The organism is Paenarthrobacter sp. NPDC089307, from assembly GCF_040685055.1.
GTDB lineage: Bacteria > Actinomycetota > Actinomycetes > Actinomycetales > Micrococcaceae > Arthrobacter.
Window position 1 is genome coordinate 714,683 of sequence record NZ_JBFBHE010000001.1, and the last position, 19,396, is coordinate 734,078.

Genomic DNA, 19,396 nt, shown 5'->3' on the forward strand with positions numbered 1-19,396 from the left:
TTCAAGGGATTTGGCGTCGGGTCATGCCAGACAAGGATCAATGTTAGCACGGGCGGCACCTCCGGCCCGAAACTACTCGCCGCGGACGATCTTCCGCAGCCGTTCCAGCCTGGCAGCTATGTCCCGCTCCGCACCGTTGTTGGTGGGCTCGTAGTAGTCCTTGCCTACGAGGTCGTCCGGCGGGTACTGCTGGGTGGCAACCCCATGGGGCTCGTCATGGGCGTACTTGTAGCTCTTCCCGTGGCCAAGCTGCTTGGCGCCGGGATAATGCGCATCGCGCAGGTGCATGGGAATGCCGCCACCATAGCCTGCACGAACATCCGCCACGGCTTTGTTCAGTCCCATGTAGGCGGCATTGGATTTGGGCGCCGTAGCCAGGTGCACCACGGCTTCCGCCAACACGATGCGGCCTTCAGGCATGCCGATCAACTGGACTGCCTGGGCCGCGGCAACGGCGGTCTGCAGTGCCGTGGGGTCGGCCATGCCGATGTCCTCGGCTGCGGAGATCACGATCCGCCTCGCAACAAACCGCGGATCCTCCCCTGCCTCCAGCATCCGCGCCAGGTAGTGCAGAGCGGCATCCACGTCCGAGCCGCGAATGGACTTGATGAACGCGCTGGCAACGTCGTAATGCTGGTCCCCGGCACGGTCGTAGCGAACTGCGGCGGCGTCCAGGGCACGTTCGGTGTGGCGCAGTTCGACGAGCACAGGGGCTTCCGAGCCCTCATCCTCGACGTCGGAGACGTCACCGAACGCTACGCCGGCGGCGGCTTCCAGCGCCGTCAGCGCGCGCCGGGCGTCGCCTCCGGACAAGCGAACGAGGTGGTCCAGGGCCTCCGGGCTTAGCTCCACCCGACCCGCGAGTCCCCGGGCGTCAGTCACCGCCCGCTGCAGCAAGCCGCTGATGTCGTCGTCGGTGAGAGGCTTCAACGTCAGGAGGAGCGAACGGGACAACAGCGGGGAAACCACCGAGAAGGATGGGTTTTCCGTCGTGGCCGCAACCAACACGACCCAACGGTTTTCGACGCCGGGCAGGAGGGCGTCCTGTTGTGCCTTGTTGAAGCGGTGGATCTCGTCCAGGAACAGGACCGTGGTCTTCTTGTAGAGGTCCCGGGCCGTCAGGGCCTCGTCCATGACGCGGCGAACATCCTTGACGCCAGCTGTGATGGCCGACAATTCCACGAATTTCCGGCCCGGACCGCGGGCGATGACGTGGGCCAGCGTGGTCTTGCCTGTCCCCGGAGGACCCCACAGGATCACCGAACTCGGACCCGCCGGACCTGCCGCTTCAGCGCCGGCCGCCAGTTGCCTGAGCGGGGAACCCTGCCCCAGGAGGTGCTGCTGTCCCACAACGTCATCCAAGGTACGTGGACGCATCCGCACAGCCAACGGGCTGCGCTGGGACGCCATCCAGTTGGCATCCGACGGTCCTCCGGCGGCAGGCAGCTCCTCCGACTCGTCGTCGTTGTCGGCACCGGCACCAAAGAGATCTTCCACATGGATAGGCTACTCATAGTTCCAGCAAAGGAGACATCGAAGGTGAACCGCCCAGCATCAGCCCCGCACCGCCGGGGCGCCAGCCGGACCGCCCTGGTGCCCGCGGCAAGGTTGCAGGGATGGGTGGACCGGTTCGCCGCCAGCCACGGCGCAGTTGAGCAGGACCTTGACGACGGCGGGCTGCTGCTTCGCGCGGCCGACGGAGCCGAGGCCCTGCTTCGAGCTCCGTGGCCGGCCGAGGGAAGGCCCGGCCGGGGAGCGACGGAACTGGACCGCCTGGCCTCACTCGCCAACCAGGAACGTGGCCTTGGCCTGCTCCTGGTACGCAGAGGTGGCTACGCCGTGGCCGCTGCCAGCGGTTCCACGGTCCTGGCATCGAAGAGCGGTTCACGCTTCATCGATGCCAAAACCGTTGCCGAACACGCCGCCCGGATCTTCTCTGAGCACAGGATCGAATACCTTGCGCCCGGCGGCGATCGCACCTTGGTGGACCAGGTCCTGGCCCAGCAATCGCTCAAGGATGTGGCCGGCCGGACAAGGCTGGCTTTCCTGGACGTCCAGGAGCCGAAGTCCGCACTGCTTCCAAAAGCTGCGGCCGATGCCTGCTCCATTCGAATTTCCGTCTCCGATGCGCCCGTTCAGCAGCCGCCCGGTGCCCGTTTCAGGGGCGCCTGACGATATAAGTAGCTCCCGCAGTCGGTGAATCCCGCCTGTGCATAGAGGGCCTGCGCTCCAAGGTTGGCAGTAGTGACAAGCAGCCAGAAACCCTTGAGGTTCCGTTCAGCGCCGGCCTGCAAGAGCGCTTCGAGCACCCTCGTGCCGTATCCACGCCTGCGCTGCGCCGCCGATGTCGCCATGCTGTAGATACCGCCCCAGCCGTCCACCAAGGCGAGGCGCCCGACGGCGGCGGGAACGCCGTCGTCGTCCCTTACCAATGCGTAGAGCGATGGACAGTCGGTGAGGATTTTCCGGGCGACAGACAGTTCAACCTCGCCGCCACGGCCGTCCACCGACCACCACAGGTCAAGCCATTCACTCCAAGGGTGGTCACGGAATTCCACGTCCTGCGCGGGGGTCACACCCCGCAGGCCGGCGGCGTCCCGGACCATGATCCTTGTTTCGGACTGCCGCGTGAAGCGCTGCCCGTCCAGAACGGCGTTGAGCTCCGCACTGCGGGCATCCTCGAATACCTGGAAGATCAGGGGCAGACGGCGGCTCCGATACCACAGCGCGGCGGACTGGACCGATTGCGCCAGGCTCTCGCGCCCCGTGCCGGAGGGCACCCTGGGCCAGACCGAGTTTGCCCGTTGCGTCACTCCCTCCGAGGCGCGAAGCACCCACTCCCCCGAGTCCTCCCGCTCAAGGGCGGGCCAGGCCTTGTCCATGAGCCCTTCGAGGAATGCCTGCTCCAGCATTTGCCGTGCCTTTCTGTGGGTCCGGAAACACCAGGGGCCCTCCACCGCGGTGGAGGGCCCCTGGCCAGGAATCTATTCGGACTTTGCCTCGGCCTTGGCTGCAGGCTTGGCCTCGGGCTTGAAGTCGACCCCGGCCTCCTTGCGCTGCTGCGGCGTGATCGGGGCGGGTGCGGCTGTCAGCGGATCATAGCCGTTGCCCGACTTCGGGAAGGCAATGACGTCGCGGATCGATTCCACGCCGGCGAGCAAGGCCACCACGCGGTCCCAGCCAAGGGCCATTCCGCCGTGGGGAGGTGCGCCGTACTTGAAACCCTCCAGGAGGAAGCCGAACTTCGTTTCGGCGTCTTCCTTGTCCAGGCCCATCAGTTGGAACACCCGTTCCTGCACTTCGCGGTCATGGATACGGATGGAACCGCCGCCGATTTCGTTGCCGTTGCAGACGATGTCGTAGGCGTAGGACAGTGCCGACTCAGGGTCCTTGTCGAACGTGTCCAGGAATTCGGGCTTGGGCGAGGTGAAGGCGTGGTGCACAGCCGTCCACTGGCCGGCACCGACTGCGACGTCACCGGACGCGACGGCAGCGGCGGCGGGCTCGAACATCGGCGCATCCACGATCCACACGAAGGCCCAGTCGTTCGGATCGATCAGGCCCGTACGGTGGCCGATCTCCACGCGGGCGGCGCCGAGCAGGGCCCGGGCAGCGGACTTCTCGCCGGCGGCGAAGAAGATGCAGTCGCCGGGCTTGGCGCCAACAGCATCAGCCAGGCCTTCGCGCTCAGCATCGGTGAGGTTCTTGGCGACCGGGCCAGCCAGTTCACCGTCTTCCTTGTAGAGCACGTAGGCCAGGCCCTTGTGACCGCGCTGCTTGGCGAATTCCTGCCAGCCGTCCAAGGTGCGACGCGGCTGGGATGCCCCACCCGGCATCACCACTGCACCCACGTACGGAGCCTTGAAGACGCCGAAGTTGGTGTCCTTGAAGAATTCGGTGAGTTCAGTCAGCTCAACGCCGAAACGCAGGTCCGGCTTGTCGGAACCGTACTTGGCCATGGCGTCCAGGTACGTCATGCGGCGGATAGGCGTGGGGATCTCGACGTCGATCAGCTGCCACAGTGCCTTGACGATGGCTTCGCCGAGTTCAATGACGTCGTCCTGGTCCACGAAGCTCGCTTCAATGTCCAGCTGGGTGAATTCAGGCTGGCGGTCGGCCCGGAAGTCCTCATCGCGATAGCAACGGGCGATCTGGTAGTACTTCTCAAAGCCGCCTACCTGCAGGAGCTGCTTGAAAAGCTGCGGCGACTGCGGGAGGGCGTACCAGGAACCCGGGGCCAAGCGGGCCGGGACAACGAAGTCGCGGGCGCCTTCCGGCGTCGAACGCGTCAGCGTGGGTGTTTCGATCTCGACGTAACCGCGCTGGTGCAGCAACTCACGGGCAACACGGTTCGCTTCCGAACGCAGGCGCATGTTGCGGGCCGGGCCAGGGCGGCGGAGGTCGAGGTAGCGGTGCTTGAGGCGCGCTTCCTCGCCAACCTCGACGTGCTCATCGATCTGGAACGGGAGGGGCTCGGAGGTGTTGAGGATTACCACCTTGTCGGCGATGACCTCGATCTCTCCCGTTGCCAGGGCCGGGTTTTCGTTGCCTTCGGGACGCTTGTTGACCGTGCCGGTGACCTGCAGGACGTACTCGTTGCGGAGGCCGTGGAAGACCTCTTCCTCACGGACGACTACCTGGGCCACGCCGGACGCGTCGCGCAGGTCAACGAATGCAACGCCACCGTGATCACGGCGGCGGCCCACCCAGCCGGCCAGGGTAACGGTTTGTCCAATGTGCTCGGAACGAAGGGATCCGAGGTCATGTGTGCGCAGCACAGCATTCCTTTCAGCATGAAATTTAAGGGGACCGCTGCAAGGCGGTCCCGTCCGAGTTTACCCGCCCCGGCCGCGGCTCCCGCCAAAGGGCGGTACAAGCACTGCCCGATCAGGCCGTCGCTACCCGGACATGGAGGTCTTCTTCAGGCGGCGTCCAGCTCATGGGATCGGCGTCCACCTGCACACCGGACCGGATGTCCTTGACCTGGTGCTTTCCGTCGTCGTCAGTGAACCAGACGAAGGGGATGCCGCGCCTGTCGGCGAACTTGATCTGCTTGCCGAACTTATCGGCTTTGGCAGCAACTTCGGTGGCGATGCCGCGGCCACGCAACTGGGCAGCGATGTCCTGGGCCGCCGACCAACTGTCATCAGTATTCAGCGCGACCAGGACGGCAGTGGGCACTGCCCGGGAGGCAGAGGCCAGTTCCTGGCTGAGGATCCGGGACACCAGGCGCGTCACGCCGATGGAAAGCCCGACGCCGGGGAACTTGCGGTTGCCCTTGCTGGCCAGCGCATCGTAGCGGCCTCCGGAACAGATGGAACCGAGCTGTTCGTGTCCTACGAGGACGGTTTCGACAACCGTACCTGTGTAGTAGTCGAGGCCGCGGGCGATGCTCAGGTCCGCCACCACCTTGCCCGGCGCGCGTTGTACAGCGGCTTCGATGACCTGCTGGAGCTCGCTCAGGCCTTCTTCAAGCAGGTCATCCTTGACGCCCAATGCGCGGACCTGCTCCACGAAGGACGTGTCTTCGGTGCGGATGGTGGCAAGCTGCAGTGCAAGGCCCGCCTGCTCATCGCTCGCACCGAGTTCGGACTTGAGCAGACCGGCCACTTTGTCGGCGCCGATTTTTTCCAACTTGTCGATACTGCGCAGCACGCCGGCCGTATCAGTCAGTCCGATGCCCCGATAGAAACCCTCGGCCAGCTTCCTGTTGTTGATCCGGAGCCGGAAATCCGGAATGGGCAGGGCGCTGAGGGCTTCGGCAATGACCAGCGCGATCTCGACGTCGTAGCGGAAGGGCAGTTCGCCGTCGCCCACCACGTCAATGTCGGCCTGGGTGAACTCGCGGGCCCGGCCCTCCTGGGGGCGTTCGCCACGCCACACTTTCTGGATCTGGTAGCGGCGGAACGGAAATGCCAGGTAACCCGCGTTTTCCACGACGTAACGGGCAAAAGGAACGGTCAAATCGAAGTGAAGTGCCAGAGCGTTCGGATCCGACTTATCAGAGCCGTTCGGCTTGGCAGCCTCGTCCTCGTCGTCCTGGAGCCTGCTCAGGCCATAGACCTCTTTGTCGATCTCGCCCTTGCGCAGCAGTTGGCCCACTGTTTCGACGGCGCGCGTTTCAATGGAAGAGAAGCCGTGCAGTTCGAACGTTTTCCGCAGCGTATCCAGCACGTGAAGCTCCACCAACCGCTCCTGGGGAAGCCACTCGGGGAATCCGGACAGGGAGGCGGTACGTGCCATGGTGGAATTGTCTCCTCGAAGAAATCTGACGCGAGCCTTTGCTCCGCAGCTTTAAACGTCCGTTCGGCGTTTACAGGGCGGGCGTTCAGCCGGTCATGCATAAACTATGTGCGGCAGCCAGTTTATGCTTTCCGCGCGTGCACATCTAATGCCGCATGCCCGGGTTCCTGTCGGCGGCCATCCGAAGCGGACATAATCAGGAGGACTCTTGGCAACAAGGTCGCGGGATGACCGCGAAGCAAAACGTCGCATCAGGCAGATGGAAGCCAAGCGCGCCCTGCGGCAGGAACAGGGCAAGCGCCGCAAACGCGACAACACCATCGCCGTTGGCGCCGGAGCCGCGGCTGTGGTCCTTGCGGTCGTTTTGCAGCTGACGGTCTTCAGCTCCAATCCAACGGAAGCAGAATTTGCCGCGGCCGAAGCCGGACTCAGTTCGCCCTCGGCCTCGCCAACGGCCTCCAACAGTGCCGATATCCCCAGCCCCGACACGGCGGCCGGCAAGACGTTCACCGGCGATCTCTCGCTCAACGGCGGTGTGGTGGGCGTTGAGCTGAACGGCACCGCTGCGCCCCAGGCGGCCGCCGTCCTGAAGTCGCTTACCGATGCAGGCTATTACAACGGAGCGAACTGCCACCGCTTGACCACCTCCGAGACATTCGGCCTCCTTCAATGTGGTGCGAAATCCGCTGACGGCGCCGATGATTCGAACTATCACTGGGGTCCTCTTGAAAACACCCCGGCGGACAACAAGTACCCAGCAGGCACCATCGCCATTGCACGGTCGGGAAACAACGCCTACGGCAACGGCCACCAGTTCTTCATCGTGTACAAGGACACCACCATCCCGGCAGACACTGCCGGCGGATACACCGTGGTAGGCAAGGTGACCAGCGGACTGGACGTTGTCACAAAGATCGCCGCAGCTGGCCTCAAACCCGGCGAAAACACCACTGACGGCGCTCCTGTGGCACCTGTCACGATAGACTCGTTTTCTCTGAAGTAACCAGTTCCAGGCCCCGGCCGGGGTGCATTGCCTTAGCAGTCCCTCCAAGCGAAAGACTTTTAGCGGTGACAGACAGTCAGAAATCCGACGAAACAGCAGCAGTAGCCAACGATGAAGCGGTCGAGGTGACCGAGACGACCGAGGCCGAGGCTTCCTCCGACGCAACGCCCGATTCGGCTGCCAACGAAGCCGGAACGCCTCGCCCCACCCCGTCGGCCGCGCCGTCGCCTGCGGCTTTTGCAGCTCGCCCCAAGGGGCCTGCCGCCGTTGTACCTGCCGCCCCGGCGGTATCTGCCGCGTCGCTCGCCGAAGCAGCCAAGTGGGGGCGTGCCGAAGGAGACGGCCACGTCTTCCTGACGCTCGATGGTGAGGAAATCGCCGTCGGGCAGTACCCGGGAGTCAGCCCTGACGAAGCCCTGGGGTACTTCGCCCGCAAGTTCGACGACGTCATTGCGCAGGTGGTCCTGCTTGAACACCGGGTTGAATCCAAGGCCCCGGCAACGGACATGCAAAAGACCGTCACACATCTGCGTGAGCAACTGGCCGAGCGCAACATGGTCGGCGACATCCGTTCCGCCGAGGCACGGCTCGATGCCTTGTCGACGCAGATTGTCGAGCTCGAGAAGTCGGAGAAAGCGGCCCACGAGGCCGTACGTGCCAGCGAACTCGCTGCCCGCGAGGCTATCGTGTCCGAAGCCGAGTCCATCGCCGGACAGGATCCCGCACAGATCCAGTGGAAAACCTCCAGCGCACGCATGAACGAGCTCTTCGAGTCCTGGAAGGCCGCGCAGAAGAGCGGCGTCCGGCTCGGCCGCAGCAACGAGGACGCCCTCTGGAAGCGGTTCCGTTCGGCACGCACAGTGTTCGACCGCCACCGCCGCGCCTATTTCTCGCAGCTGGACAGCAACAACTCCGCTGCGAAATCCGCCAAGGAAGCCCTCATCGCAGAGGCCGAGGCACTTTCCTCGTCCACTGACTGGGGGTACGCTGCCGGCGAATACCGCAGGCTCATGGATCAGTGGAAGGCCACTCCCCGCGCCAGCCGCAAGGATGACGACGCATTGTGGGGCCGGTTCCGTGCGGCACAGGACGTCTTCTTCAGCAACCGCCAGGCTGCCAACGACCAGATCGACCAGGAGTACACCGCCAACCTGGCCGTCAAGGAGCAACTGGTGGCTGAGGCCCAGGCTTTGCTGCCCATCAAGGACCTCAACGCCGCCAAGAAGGCCCTGCAGTCCGTCCGCGACCGTTGGGAAGACGCCGGCAAGGTCCCGCGTGCGGACATGGGCCGGATCGAAGCAGGCCTGCGCAAGGTCGAAGATGCTGTCCGTGAAGCCGAGGAAGAGAAGTGGCGCCGGAGCAACCCTGAAACCAAGGCCCGGACCAACAGCGCCCTGACGCAACTCGAAGCCGCCATCGCGGGCCTCAAGGACGATCTTGACAAGGCCGAAAAGGCCGGCGACCAGCGCCGTATCAAGGCTGCTCGTGAGGCCCTCGAGGCCAGGCAGGCCTGGCTCGACCAGATTCAGCGTTCAGCCAGCGACCTCGCGTAGTCTTTTCTGCCACGCTGCAGGCTCCGTACCGGTTATCCACATAGCCGGGACGGAGCCTGTACTCGTTGAGCGGCTCCACGGAATGATCGAGTAATGGTCCCCGCTGTCACCGCCCCGCAACTACTGGAGCCGGTCATCCCCGAGCTGTACTCCCCTGGCCGGATCTTCACGTGGAATGAGCTCCAGGGAATGGCCTTTGACGGCATCCTGCTGCCGTTGTACGGGAAGAGTTACGCATCGCCGGGCGTGGCCATTACACACCGGCTCCGGGCGCGTGCAGCAGCACTGGGCGTACCGGAACGGGTCCGCACCAAAGTGGTGGCGGGCAGGCTGACTGCCGCGTGGATTTACGGGTGCGCCAAGCCGCCCGAAAAGTTGTCGTTGTTGGTCGATGCCAAACACCGCATCTCGAGCCTCCGCGGCACCCTGGCTTGCAGCCTTCATGAAGTACGGCTGGGACAGATGGATGTTGTGAGCCTCGGCGGAATGCTGGTGAGCACCCCACTTCGTACAGCAGCGGACATCGCTCTCCACGTCGAAACGGATCGCGCATTGCCCGTGCTGAAGCGGCTCCTGGCCAAGCCGGAACTCGGCATCAGGCTGCGACTCCTGATCCTGGCAGTCGAGGCATCTCCGCGGGTGCCTCACAAGAGACGCGCCTTGACCACCTTGGACCAACTGAAGCCACCCGCACCGGTCTAGTTCCGGCGGCGGTTTCCTGTGGTGCGGTAGACGTCAAAAACGCCATCAATGCGGCGGACTGCATTCAACACGTGGTGCAGGTACTTCGGGTCGCCCATTTCAAACGCAAACTTGGAGATCGCAACCCTGTCGCTGGAGGTGTGAACGGATGCTGCCAGGATATTGACGTGATTTTCCGACAGAATGCGCGTCACATCGGACAGGAGGGACTTCCGGTCCAAGGCTTCGACCTGGATTTCCACCAGGAACACGCTTGACTGCGTCGGCGCCCATTCGACGTCGACAATCCTGTCAGGCTGATCGCGCAGCCCCGAGACGTTCGTGCAGTCCGTACGGTGCACAGAAACGCCGGAACCGCGGGTAACAAAGCCGAGGATGGGGTCCGGCGGCACGGGTGTGCAGCATCGGGCCAGCTTGACCCACACATCGCCCACACCCCTGACGATGACGCCGGAATCCGAGAACTTGGACTTGGCCACCTGGGTGGGAATGCTGACCTCGTCAAGGTCCTCATCCGGGGTCTCGTGCCCGCCCAAATGCTCCATCAGCTTTTCCATGACGGACTGGGCAGAGGTGTGCCCGTCTCCGACTCCTGCGTAGAGTCCGGAGATGTCGACGTAATGGAAATCCTCGGCGACCGCTGACAAAGCGTCGTGGGTCATGAGGCGCTGCAGAGGGAGGTTCTGCTTCCGCATGGCGCGGGTGAGCATGTCCTTGCCACGGTCGATCGCTTCTTCGCGACGCTCCTTGGTGAACCATTGCCTGATCTTGTTGCGTGCCCGTGCCGATTTAACGAAGTGTTGCCAGTCCTGGCTCGGGCCGGCCCCTTCAGCCTTGGAAGTGAATATTTCCACCCAGTCGCCGTGGTTCAGTTCACTGTTCAGTGGCACAAGCTTGCCGTTGACCCGTGCACCGATGGTGCGGTGTCCGACTTCCGTGTGGACAGCGTACGCAAAGTCCACGGGAGTGGAACCGGCGGGCAGCGCCATGACTTCACCCTTGGGCGTAAAGACAAAGACTTCCCGTGCATTGATCTCGTAACGCAGGGAGTCCAGGAACTCGCCGGGATCCGAGGTTTCCTGCTGCCAGTCCACCAAGGACCGCAGCCAACCCATGTCGCCGTCGCGCGGGCTTCCCGGCCCCTGTGCTGTCCGGTTGGGCTGGTCTTTGTACTTCCAGTGCGCCGCCACACCATACTCTGCCCTGCGGTGCATCTCGTGCGTGCGGATCTGGATCTCCACAGGCTTGCCGCCAGGGCCGATCACCGTAGTATGCAGCGACTGGTACATGTTGAACTTGGGCATCGCGATGTAATCCTTGAACCTGCCCGGAAGCGGGTTCCATCGCGAGTGCAAGGTGCCAAGAGCTGCGTAACAGTCACGCACTGAGTCCACCAACACGCGGACGCCCATGAGGTCGTTGATGTCGTCGAAGTCCTTATCCCGGACGATCATCTTCTGGTAAATGGAGTAGTAATGCTTGGGACGTCCCGTGATGGTGGCTTTGATCCTGGCGGTCCGGAGATCGTCCGCGATCTGGTTGCGGATGACGCTCAGGCTCTTTTCACGTTCCGGTGTGCGGTCCCCCACCATCCGGACGATTTCCTCGTACACCTTGGGATATAGGGCCGCGAAGGAGAGATCCTCAAGCTCCCACTTGATGGTGTTCATGCCCAGGCGGTGGGCCAAGGGCGCGAAGATCTCCAGGGTTTCACGGGCTTTCCGGGACGAGGACTCTGCGGAGACGAACCGCCAGGTGCGCGCGTTGTGAAGACGGTCGGCCAGCTTGATCATGAGGACCCGGATGTCCTTGGCCATGGCCACCACCATCTTGCGGACGGTTTCCGACTGGGCCGCTTCGCCGAAACTGACCTTGTCCAGCTTGGTGACGCCATCCACCAGCATGGCAACCTCGGGCCCGAAATCACGTGTCAGGTCCGCCAGGGTGTAGGGAGTGTCCTCCACCGTGTCGTGAAGCAGCGCCGCGGCCAGAGTAGTGCCGGTCATGCCAAGTTCAGCCAGGATGGTGGCCACAGCCACCGGGTGGGTGATATAGGGGTCGCCACTCTTGCGTTTCTGCCCCTGGTGGCTGCGCTCGGCGACTGCAAACGCACGCTGGATCAGATCAAAATCTTCTTTGGGGTTGTTGGCCCTGACTGTCCGCAACAGTGGCTCGAGGATTGGCGAGTACGGAGCCACGCCCCGTCCGGTCAGGCGTGCCAACCGGGAACGCGTGCGTTCCCTTCGGCCGGGGAAAGTGGGTCGGGCTCCCGGCATGTCGACGGGCACTGCACCCGGCGCCCGGCCGGGCGCGCTTGATGCCGGGACCGCAACTGCCTTGCGGTCTTCTTCCCCGCCCGTCAGCGGTGCCGACGTCGCACGTTCTTCCACAGAAGTACCCCTCACAACCGATTTAATTCTCCCAGTCTATTCCCGCAAGTGAATGCTTCTGCAACTGGACAGCACATGACGAACGCAGCGGCAAGTCAAAGAGCCGGCCACCGCGCTGTGGCGGTGACCGGCTCTTCGGGCAATCAGGAGTGCATAGGCTCCCTAAACGGTGGCTTCTGCCCTGCGGTGCGCCACCTTTTTGGCCTGCTTGACGAGCTCGGGCTCGCCTTGGCGCAACCAGGCATAGAGAGGGGCAGCGATGAAGATCGTTGCCGCCGTGCCGATGAGGATGCCCACAAACAGCGCCAACGACAAGTCACGCAGCGTGCCTGCACCGAGGAGGCCTGCGCCGATGAAGAGGATAGCGGCCACCGGGAGGACAGCCACCATCATCGTGTTGATGGAACGTACCAGCGTTTGGTTGACGGCCAGGTTGACCTCTTCGCCGAAGGTACGGCGGGTTGAGGTGTAAACGTCGGAGGTGTTCTCGCGGATCTTGTCGAACACCACCACGGTGTCGTACAGCGAATAGCTCAAGACCGTCAGGAAGCCGATAATGGCCGACGGCGTGACTTCGAAATCGCTCAAGGCGTAGACGCCCGCAGTGGTGAACATGGTGACGAGCATGCCAACGAGTGCAGACAACGACATTTTCCAGGTCCTGAAGTACAGGGCCATCAGGACTGCGGCCAAGCCGACGAATACCACCAGGCCGATGAGGGCCTGCCGGGTAACGTCCTGACCCCAGGTGGGTCCAACGAAGTTGGACGTGACCTCATTTTCCGTGACGCCGTAGGCGCTGGTGAGTCCGTCCTTGATGCGGTTGGTCTCTTCGTCGGTGAGTTGGTCCGTCTGTATCCGCATGGTGTTGCCTGCCACGTTTGCCACGCGCGGAATGGCGTCGGGAACGACGTCGTGGACAGCCCGTTCCCCGAGCGCCGCGTCCGTGCTGGTCACGTTGGAGACTGTGAACTCCGAGCCGCCCCGGAACTCGATGCCGAGGTTGAAGCCACCCTTGACCACCGGGATCAGGATGGACAACGCCACGGCAACAGCGGCGATAGTGAACCAGATCTTCTTGGACTTGACGAAGTTGTAGGAGCGTTTGCCCGTGTAGAGCTCATGGCCGAAGGTTGCGAAGCTCGTAGTCATTACTTCTCCTCCTTGCTGCCGTTGGAAGTACCAGTCAGCTGGCCCTTCGCGGCAAGGCGCCGTTCGGCGATGGTCATGCGTCGTTCCGCTTCAGCGGCTGCCCCGGCGTTTCGGGGGCGGACCGGCGTCGGCTTTTCATCCGGGGTGCGGAGCCGGCCTGCTCCGCGGTACAGCGGGACCGCGCCCAGGCGGTCAGGTGACAATCCGGAGAAGCGATGTCCTTCGCCGAAGAACTTGGTGCGGGCCAGGACCTGCAGCATCGGGTGCGTGAACATGAACACCACAAGGAGGTCGGCGAGGGCCGTCAGGCCCAGGGTGAAGGCAAAACCGCGGACGTTTCCGACGGCCACGAAGTACAGGACCAGCGCGGCCAGGAGGTTGACGGCCTTGGAGGCAAGGACGGTGCGCTTGGCGCGCTTCCAACCGTTCTCGACGGCGGATACCAGTCCGCGCCCATCGCGCAGTTCGTCGCGGATACGTTCGAAGTAGACGATGAACGAGTCAGCTGTCTGGCCGATGGCAACGATCAAACCTGCCACACCGGCCAGCGACAACCTGTAATTTTCAGTCCACCCGAGGATGGCGATGGCCAGATACGTCAGCAAACCTGCCACCACGAGCGATGCGATGGTGACGAAGCCCAAGGCCCGGTACTGGAAGAGCGAGTAGACCACAACCAGCAGCAGGCCGATCATGCCCGCCAAGAGGCCAAGCCGAAGCTGGTCACCACCGAGCGTGGCCGAGATCTGCTCCTGCGACTGGATTTCGAAACTGATCGGCAGCGCGCCGTAGCGCAGCTGGTCAGAGAGGGCCTTGGCAGTAGCCTGGGTGAAGTTGCCGGTGATCTGCGGCTTTCCATCAGTGATGACGGCAAGCGCGCGTGGCGCGGAAATCACCTTGTCGTCAAGGACGATCGCGAACTGCGACTTGGGGTCATCACTACCCTGCGCCTGCGCCGCCACGTAGAACTGGTTCAGGCGTTCGGTGACTGCCTTGAACTTAGCGGTTGCGTCACCGTTGAAGACGATGTTCACGCCCCAGGAGTTGGTTACGGAACCCTGTGCGCCCTGGACCTGGGAGAACGTGGAATCACTGATGTCCTGGCCCTTGACTTCTACCGGCCCAAGAATGTACTTGGCTGCGGGAGTCTTGTCCGTTGCAGGTTCACAAGCCACCAACGGCTTGGCGGGGTCCGAGCGGTCACGCTTCTCGGTGGACGGATTGACGCAGTCCAGCGCTTCGAATTCCTTGACGACATCCCCGGTCACCCAGTTGTTGTCGCTGGCGTTGGCCGGCTCGGCGGTCGGCTTGGGCAGCTTGTCCTCCGGTGTGCGCTGCTCGGCCGGAACCGCCGCGGGGTCACCGACGGCGATGACGGGCCGGAAGTTCATGTCAGCGGAAGCCTGGATGAGGTCGCGCGTCTCCTTGGAAGGAGTTCCCGGCAGGCTGACAACTACGTTGCGGCCGGACTGGGTGCTGATTTCGGCCTCGGCGACGCCGGAACCGTCCACGCGTTGGCGGATGATCGCCACGGCCTGGTTGAGTTGCTCCTCGTTGATGTCGCTTGCACCCTCAACGCGGGGCGCAAGGATCATCTGGGTGCCACCCTCGAGGTCCAATGCAAGCTTGGGCGCCCAACTGGCATGCCCTGTCATCACACCGCTTGCCAGGACAGCGGTGAGTACAACGAATATTGCTCCAAGCCAGGTCAGCACCCTGCGGGCTGAATTTTTGGGGCCGGTCCGTGCCATTTTCAATCTTCCTGTTATCGCCGGACAGCCGCCGGCGGGCGCTGGTGAGCGTCTGCCGGCGGCTCTCCGCTGCCGTAGAAGTTGCCTTGCGCGGTGTTGCCGCGACTGACGGTGCTAGTTGTCCTTCTTGTCCTCTTTATTGAGGCGCGCAATGGTCTCTTCCGGAGTCTCGACGGCCGCCGGGGATTCCGTGCCCGTCACTGTCAGGGAGGAGGCGTCGTCGGGAACCACGGGGGCTTCCTCGGGAGTAGCCTCAACCACCTTCGTGACTGCCTGGCGGTGAACCGTTGCCTGGTTGCCCGGCGAAAGTTCGATAACGACCTTGTTTTCCGCTTCATCGATGGACACGATCCGGCCGAAAAGACCGAAGCTGGTCATGACGTCGACGCCCGGAGCAAACTTGGACTGCATCTCAGCCTGCTGCTGCTGGGTCTTCTTGTTGCGGCGGAACATCATGAAGACAAAAAGTCCAAGCATGACGAACAGCAATATGGTCATTGGATCCACAGGGAAGTTCCGTTCTGTACTTACGTTTTGGTTCACGGCAACGTCCCTGGCAGATCCGCGAGGCTGGCGCATGGATCAAGGACTCGAACGTGCCGAGCGTCATACCAGTCTAGAGGGAAAAGCTGAACGCAGCGTGTTAACCGGCAGTATCGATGCTTTCGGCGTGGTTTTCGTCCTCGTCGAACAGCGCCAGCGTCTCTTGTCCGAACACTCCGCTTGGCACGGCATACCCCAAATGTGTCCACGCCGAAGCCATTGCTATCCGGCCCCGCGGTGTCCTCCCCAGCAATCCTTCGCGCACCAGGAACGGCTCGGCGACGGTCTCGACGGTTTCAGGTTCTTCCCCCACGGCAATGGCCAAGGTGGACAGCCCTACAGGGCCACCGTTGAACTTGGTGATCAGGGCTTCAAGGACGGAGCGGTCCAGCCGGTCCAGTCCCCTTTGGTCCACTTCGTACATATCCAGGGCCGCCGATGCTGAGCGGGCGTCGATTTGCTCGATACCGTGCACCAGTGCCCAGTCGCGTACACGGCGAAGCAGCCGGTTGGCGATACGTGGCGTGCCGCGCGAGCGGCCCGCTATTTCCGTGAAGCCGGCTGAGTTGACCTTCAAATCCAGCAAGCCGGCGGAGCGGCGCAGGACAAGTTCGAGCTCGGCCACGGAGTAGAACTCGAGATGCCCCGTAAATCCGAAACGGTCGCGCAAAGGACCTGGGAGCAAACCCGCCCGGGTGGTCGCTCCCACAAGGGTGAAGGGCGGCAGCTCCAGCGGGATGGCCGTGGCGCCCGCGCCTTTGCCCACCACGATGTCCACACGGAAGTCCTCCATGGCCATGTACAACATCTCTTCAGCGGGCCGGGACATGCGGTGGATCTCGTCGAGGAAAAGTACCTCGCCCTCCGAAAGGGAGGACAGTATGGCGGCCAGATCCCCAGCGTGCTGGATGGCCGGACCACTGCTGATCCGCAGTGGCGCGTTCATCTCCGCCGCAATGATCATGGCCAAGGTGGTCTTGCCAAGCCCGGGGGGACCTGACATGAGCACATGGTCGGCGCTGCGACCCCGCATTTTGGAGGCCTCCAACACCAAGGCAAGCTGCTTGCGAACACGATGCTGGCCCACGAAGTCATGCAGGTTCTTCGGGCGGAGCGCGGCCTCAATGACCCGCTCTTCCGGTTCCTCTCCCCCGCTGACCAATGACTGCTCAGCCACGGCTGCCTACGCGGTTGCCGGCGCGCGCACCGTCCTGGCCGAGCCACCTAAGTGTGGCGCGGAGGATCTGCGCGACGTTTCCTGCCTCCACCAGTTCAGGGGAATCGGCCATAGCCTTGTCAATGCTCCCCGTGGCATCCTTCTCGGACCAGCCCAGACTCGTCATGGCAGCAACCACCTGTGGCTTCCATTCGGCCTTGACTGCGGTCTCCGGCGCCGCGGCGGTGCCTGTGCCGTGCGGGACAAGCTTGCCGGCAAGCTCAAGCACGATCCTTCCGGCCACTTTGGGTCCGATGCCCGGGACCTTCGTGAAGGCCTTGCCGTCGCCGGTGTGCGCAGCCACGCGGATGGCCTCCGGTTCGTGAACGGCGAGCACGGCCAGGGCCAGGCGCGGTCCCACCCCGCTGACACTGAGCAGGACGTCGAAGACTTCCCGTTCGTCGTCGTCGGCGAAGCCGAACAACGTGAGGGAATCTTCCCGGACAATCATGGACGTGAAGAGCTTGGCTTCAGTTCCCACAGTCAGGTGGCTCAGGGTCTGCGGTGTGGCGAAAACACTCATGCCGGCGCCGTTGAGATCGATGACGGCGCTGGACAAACCAACGTGGGCTACCGTTCCACGGAGAAAACTGATCAAGACCCGGCTCCTGAAGTATTGCCCGTTGCGACGCCGTGAAACAGCGGAGAAAGCGGACTATCCGAACATATCTACGAATACCCTAGCAAGGACAGCCAGGTATCACCGTGCACGGCGCGCTTTCGCTTCGGCGTCCGCCCAGGCCTTTTGGGCAGGGGTCAGGGAACTGCCCCCGGCGCCTCCGCCGACAGCCCCCATGCCGCTTCCTGCGCGCCACGCGTGGGTCAGGGCCAAAGCCAGGGCGTCAGCGGCGTCGGCCGGTTTGGGTGGGGCGTCAAGGCGGAGGATCTTGGTCACAAGCTTCGTCACGGCGTCTTTGTTGGCCGTGCCACTGCCGGTAACCGCGGCCTTCACCTCCGAGGGCGTGTGCAGCGCAACGGGGATACCCCGGCGGGCGGCTGCGGCGATCACGACGCCGGAGGCCTGGGCCACGCCCATCACCGTACTTACGTTCATCTGGGAGAAAACGCGTTCGACGGCGACGACGTCCGGCTTGTGCAGGTCAAGCCACTCGTCGATCGCCTGTGCTATGACCAGCAGGCGCTTGTCCAGGGTCAGTTCGGCAGAGGTTCCCACCACGCCGACCGCGATCATGGTGGCGCGGCGGTTCCGCTCAATGTCCACCACGCCGATGCCGCAACGGGTAAGGCCCGGATCGACTCCCAATACGCGAAGAGTCAAGTCCGGGCCTTCCTGTTGATGATCAAATCCGGGTGCTGCCGCGCCTACTCGGCGTCGAGGGCAGCCTGCACTTCCTCGCTGAAGTCCGCGTTGCTGTACACGTTCTGGACGTCGTCCAGGTCCTCGAGGGCGTCCACGAGCTTCATGAACTTCTTGGCGCCATCAACGTCGAGCTCCACCTGCATGGACGGCACGAATTCGGCTTCGTCGGTTTCGTACTCGATCCCGGCTTCCTTGAGGGCGTCACGGATGGCCTGAAGGTCCGAGGGCTCGGAGTGGATTTCCCAGTTCTCGCTGCTGTCCTTGACTTCCTCGGCACCTGCGTCAAGGACGGCCATGAGGATGTCGTCTTCGCTCAGGCCGTTCTTGGGCAGAACCACAACGCCCTTGCGCGCAAACAGGTAGCTGACTGAGCCGGGGTCGGCAATGGTCCCGCCGTTGCGGGAGATCGCGAGGCGCACCTCTGAGGCCGCCCGGTTCTTGTTGTCGGTGAGGCACTCGATCAGTAAAGCCGAGCCTTGGGGGCCGCGGGCTTCGTACATGATTTCGGTGTAGTCGACGACCTCGCCGGTGAGGCCTGCACCACGCTTGATCGCGCGGTCGATGTTGTCGTTGGGGACCGAGGTCTTCTTGGCCTTGGTGACAGCGAGTTCCAGGCCCGGGTTTCCGGCAAGGTCCGGTCCGCCCATGCGGGCAGCAACTTCGATGTTCTTGATCAGTTTTGCGAACGACTTTGCACGCCTGCTGTCAATGATGGCTTTTTTGTGCTTGGTGGTCGCCCATTTGGAGTGGCCTGACATGCTTTACGCTTCTCCTCTGATCATTCGAATAAAGAGTTCATGCACACGCTTCTCCCCTGTCACTTCCGGATGGAAGGAGGTGGCCAGCAAACGGCCGGAGCGCACTGCAACAATTCTAGCCACTCCATGCAAAGCAGCGGTGTGGCTGGCGTGGTCAGGATCTACTTGCGCAAGTATGTCCACCCCTGGACCCACGCGCTCCACCCACGGCCCGCGAATGAACACCGCATGAACCGGGTCTACGCCGTCTTCCCCGGCACTGAAGTCCAAACCCTTGAAATCAAGGTCGGTTTCGAAGGATTCGCGCTGGCGTCCGAAGGCATTACGGCGGACGGTGATGTCCAGTCCGCCAAACGTCTGCTGCGGGTTCCCTTGAAGGTCGGTGGCAGGGTCTGCGATCTCTTCAGCCAGCAGGATCATGCCGGCGCAGGAACCGTACACCGGAAGGCCGTCGGCGATGCGCTTTTGGATGGGATCTCGGAGCTCGAAGATCCGGGACAGTTTGTCGATGGTGGTGGATTCGCCGCCCGGGATGATCAGGCCGTCGATTTCGTCCAGCTCAGCGGGCCTGCGGATGCCCACACCGGTGGCACCTGCCGACTCCACAGCGTGGATGTGCTCTCGGAAGTCGCCTTGGAGCGCCAGCACACCGATCCGGAGGCCTGAACCCACGCGCGATGAAGCATCGGAAAGGGGGTTGGTCATTGGACCATCATAGTGCCCGCGGCGCAAGCGGTACTTCGCGGCGCTATGCCGGCGCCCAC

The 19,396-nt window shown here is 63.3% G+C and carries 17 protein-coding genes; 4 read left to right on the forward strand and 13 right to left on the reverse strand.

What is annotated here, in order from left to right; translation table 11 throughout:
* Window positions 1-72: 72 nt before the first annotated feature.
* Window positions 73-1,497: a replication-associated recombination protein A gene (locus AB0N72_RS03255; protein ID WP_363931801.1), complete on the reverse strand. Its 1,425-nt coding sequence runs from the start codon at window positions 1,495-1,497 to the stop codon at window positions 73-75.
* 42 nt (window positions 1,498-1,539) lie between these two features.
* On the opposite strand from AB0N72_RS03255, the gene AB0N72_RS03260 reads away from it, so the two are divergent.
* Window positions 1,540-2,172: a Vms1/Ankzf1 family peptidyl-tRNA hydrolase gene (locus AB0N72_RS03260; protein ID WP_363931800.1), complete on the forward strand. Its 633-nt coding sequence runs from the start codon at window positions 1,540-1,542 to the stop codon at window positions 2,170-2,172.
* Here AB0N72_RS03260 and AB0N72_RS03265 read toward each other — a convergent pair.
* From AB0N72_RS03265 to hisS, 3 genes are all read right to left on the reverse strand, one after another.
* A complete protein-coding gene (locus AB0N72_RS03265; RefSeq protein WP_363931799.1) occupies window positions 2,136-2,912 on the reverse strand; it encodes a GNAT family N-acetyltransferase in 777 nt (258 codons plus the stop codon). The two genes, AB0N72_RS03260 and AB0N72_RS03265, sit on opposite strands and share 37 nt — an antisense overlap.
* Window positions 2,913-2,984: 72 nt before the next feature.
* The gene (gene aspS / locus AB0N72_RS03270; RefSeq protein WP_363931797.1) at window positions 2,985-4,778 is read right to left on the reverse strand and encodes an aspartate--tRNA ligase; all 1,794 of its coding nucleotides are present in this window, start codon (window positions 4,776-4,778) and stop codon (window positions 2,985-2,987) included.
* 109 nt (window positions 4,779-4,887) lie between these two features.
* Complete coding sequence (hisS, locus tag AB0N72_RS03275) at window positions 4,888-6,243, reverse strand: histidine--tRNA ligase (RefSeq protein WP_363931796.1); 1,356 nt, start codon at window positions 6,241-6,243, stop codon at window positions 4,888-4,890.
* A gap of 208 nt (window positions 6,244-6,451) precedes the next feature.
* On the opposite strand from hisS, the gene AB0N72_RS03280 reads away from it, so the two are divergent.
* The 3 genes from AB0N72_RS03280 to AB0N72_RS03290 all read left to right on the forward strand — a co-directional run bounded on the left by AB0N72_RS03280 (window position 6,452) and on the right by AB0N72_RS03290 (window position 9,501).
* Window positions 6,452-7,246 carry a peptidylprolyl isomerase gene (locus tag AB0N72_RS03280; protein ID WP_363931795.1) on the forward strand — a complete coding sequence of 265 codons (795 nt, stop codon included), beginning with the start codon at window positions 6,452-6,454 and terminating at the stop codon, window positions 7,244-7,246.
* A 65-nt stretch (window positions 7,247-7,311) separates the two neighbouring features.
* Window positions 7,312-8,799 (forward strand): DUF349 domain-containing protein, encoded by a 1,488-nt coding sequence (locus tag AB0N72_RS03285; protein ID WP_363931794.1) that lies wholly within the window; start codon window positions 7,312-7,314, stop codon window positions 8,797-8,799.
* A gap of 93 nt (window positions 8,800-8,892) precedes the next feature.
* The gene (locus AB0N72_RS03290) at window positions 8,893-9,501 is read left to right on the forward strand and encodes a hypothetical protein (protein WP_363931793.1); all 609 of its coding nucleotides are present in this window, start codon (window positions 8,893-8,895) and stop codon (window positions 9,499-9,501) included.
* Here AB0N72_RS03290 and AB0N72_RS03295 read toward each other — a convergent pair.
* From AB0N72_RS03295 to pdxT, 9 genes are all read right to left on the reverse strand, one after another.
* A complete protein-coding gene (locus tag AB0N72_RS03295) occupies window positions 9,498-11,891 on the reverse strand; it encodes a bifunctional (p)ppGpp synthetase/guanosine-3',5'-bis(diphosphate) 3'-pyrophosphohydrolase (protein ID WP_363932091.1) in 2,394 nt (797 codons plus the stop codon). The genes AB0N72_RS03290 and AB0N72_RS03295 overlap by 4 nt on opposite strands.
* A 162-nt stretch (window positions 11,892-12,053) precedes the next feature.
* The gene (gene secF / locus AB0N72_RS03300) at window positions 12,054-13,043 is read right to left on the reverse strand and encodes a protein translocase subunit SecF (RefSeq protein ID WP_363931791.1); all 990 of its coding nucleotides are present in this window, start codon (window positions 13,041-13,043) and stop codon (window positions 12,054-12,056) included.
* Window positions 13,043-14,794, reverse strand: coding sequence for a protein translocase subunit SecD (gene secD / locus AB0N72_RS03305; protein ID WP_363931790.1), 1,752 nt, complete (start codon window positions 14,792-14,794; stop codon window positions 13,043-13,045). The genes secF and secD overlap by 1 nt, the downstream gene beginning before the upstream one ends.
* Window positions 14,795-14,908: 114 nt before the next feature.
* The gene (gene yajC, locus AB0N72_RS03310) at window positions 14,909-15,292 is read right to left on the reverse strand and encodes a preprotein translocase subunit YajC (RefSeq protein ID WP_363932090.1); all 384 of its coding nucleotides are present in this window, start codon (window positions 15,290-15,292) and stop codon (window positions 14,909-14,911) included.
* 145 nt (window positions 15,293-15,437) lie between these two features.
* Complete coding sequence (gene ruvB / locus AB0N72_RS03315; protein ID WP_363931789.1) at window positions 15,438-16,514, reverse strand: Holliday junction branch migration DNA helicase RuvB; 1,077 nt, start codon at window positions 16,512-16,514, stop codon at window positions 15,438-15,440.
* Window positions 16,507-17,151, reverse strand: a complete 645-nt coding sequence (gene ruvA, locus AB0N72_RS03320; RefSeq protein ID WP_363931788.1) for a Holliday junction branch migration protein RuvA — start codon at window positions 17,149-17,151, stop codon at window positions 16,507-16,509. Before ruvA ends, ruvB begins: the two co-directional genes overlap by 8 nt.
* A gap of 102 nt (window positions 17,152-17,253) precedes the next feature.
* The gene (ruvC, locus tag AB0N72_RS03325; RefSeq protein WP_363931787.1) at window positions 17,254-17,832 is read right to left on the reverse strand and encodes a crossover junction endodeoxyribonuclease RuvC; all 579 of its coding nucleotides are present in this window, start codon (window positions 17,830-17,832) and stop codon (window positions 17,254-17,256) included.
* Window positions 17,833-17,876: 44 nt separating this feature from the next.
* Window positions 17,877-18,632: a YebC/PmpR family DNA-binding transcriptional regulator gene (locus AB0N72_RS03330; RefSeq protein ID WP_363931786.1), complete on the reverse strand. Its 756-nt coding sequence runs from the start codon at window positions 18,630-18,632 to the stop codon at window positions 17,877-17,879.
* A 3-nt stretch (window positions 18,633-18,635) separates the two neighbouring features.
* The gene (gene pdxT, locus AB0N72_RS03335; RefSeq protein WP_363931785.1) at window positions 18,636-19,337 is read right to left on the reverse strand and encodes a pyridoxal 5'-phosphate synthase glutaminase subunit PdxT; all 702 of its coding nucleotides are present in this window, start codon (window positions 19,335-19,337) and stop codon (window positions 18,636-18,638) included.
* Window positions 19,338-19,396 lie beyond the last annotated feature (59 nt).

Bases quoted from the DNA above. Each gene is read 5' to 3' on its own strand.
- AB0N72_RS03265 (WP_363931799.1), bottom strand. From the start codon at position 2,912: ATGCTGGAGCAGGCATTCCTCGAAGGGCTCATGGACAAGGCCTGGCCC.
- hisS (WP_363931796.1), bottom strand. From the start codon at position 6,243: ATGGCACGTACCGCCTCCCTGTCCGGATTCCCCGAGTGGCTTCCCCAG.
- AB0N72_RS03290 (WP_363931793.1), top strand. From the start codon at position 8,893: ATGGTCCCCGCTGTCACCGCCCCGCAACTACTGGAGCCGGTCATCCCC.
- secF (WP_363931791.1), bottom strand. From the start codon at position 13,043: ATGACTACGAGCTTCGCAACCTTCGGCCATGAGCTCTACACGGGCAAA.
- secD (WP_363931790.1), bottom strand. From the start codon at position 14,794: ATGGCACGGACCGGCCCCAAAAATTCAGCCCGCAGGGTGCTGACCTGG.
- yajC (WP_363932090.1), bottom strand. From the start codon at position 15,292: ATGACCATATTGCTGTTCGTCATGCTTGGACTTTTTGTCTTCATGATG.
- AB0N72_RS03330 (WP_363931786.1), bottom strand. From the start codon at position 18,632: ATGTCAGGCCACTCCAAATGGGCGACCACCAAGCACAAAAAAGCCATC.
- pdxT (WP_363931785.1), bottom strand. From the start codon at position 19,337: ATGACCAACCCCCTTTCCGATGCTTCATCGCGCGTGGGTTCAGGCCTC.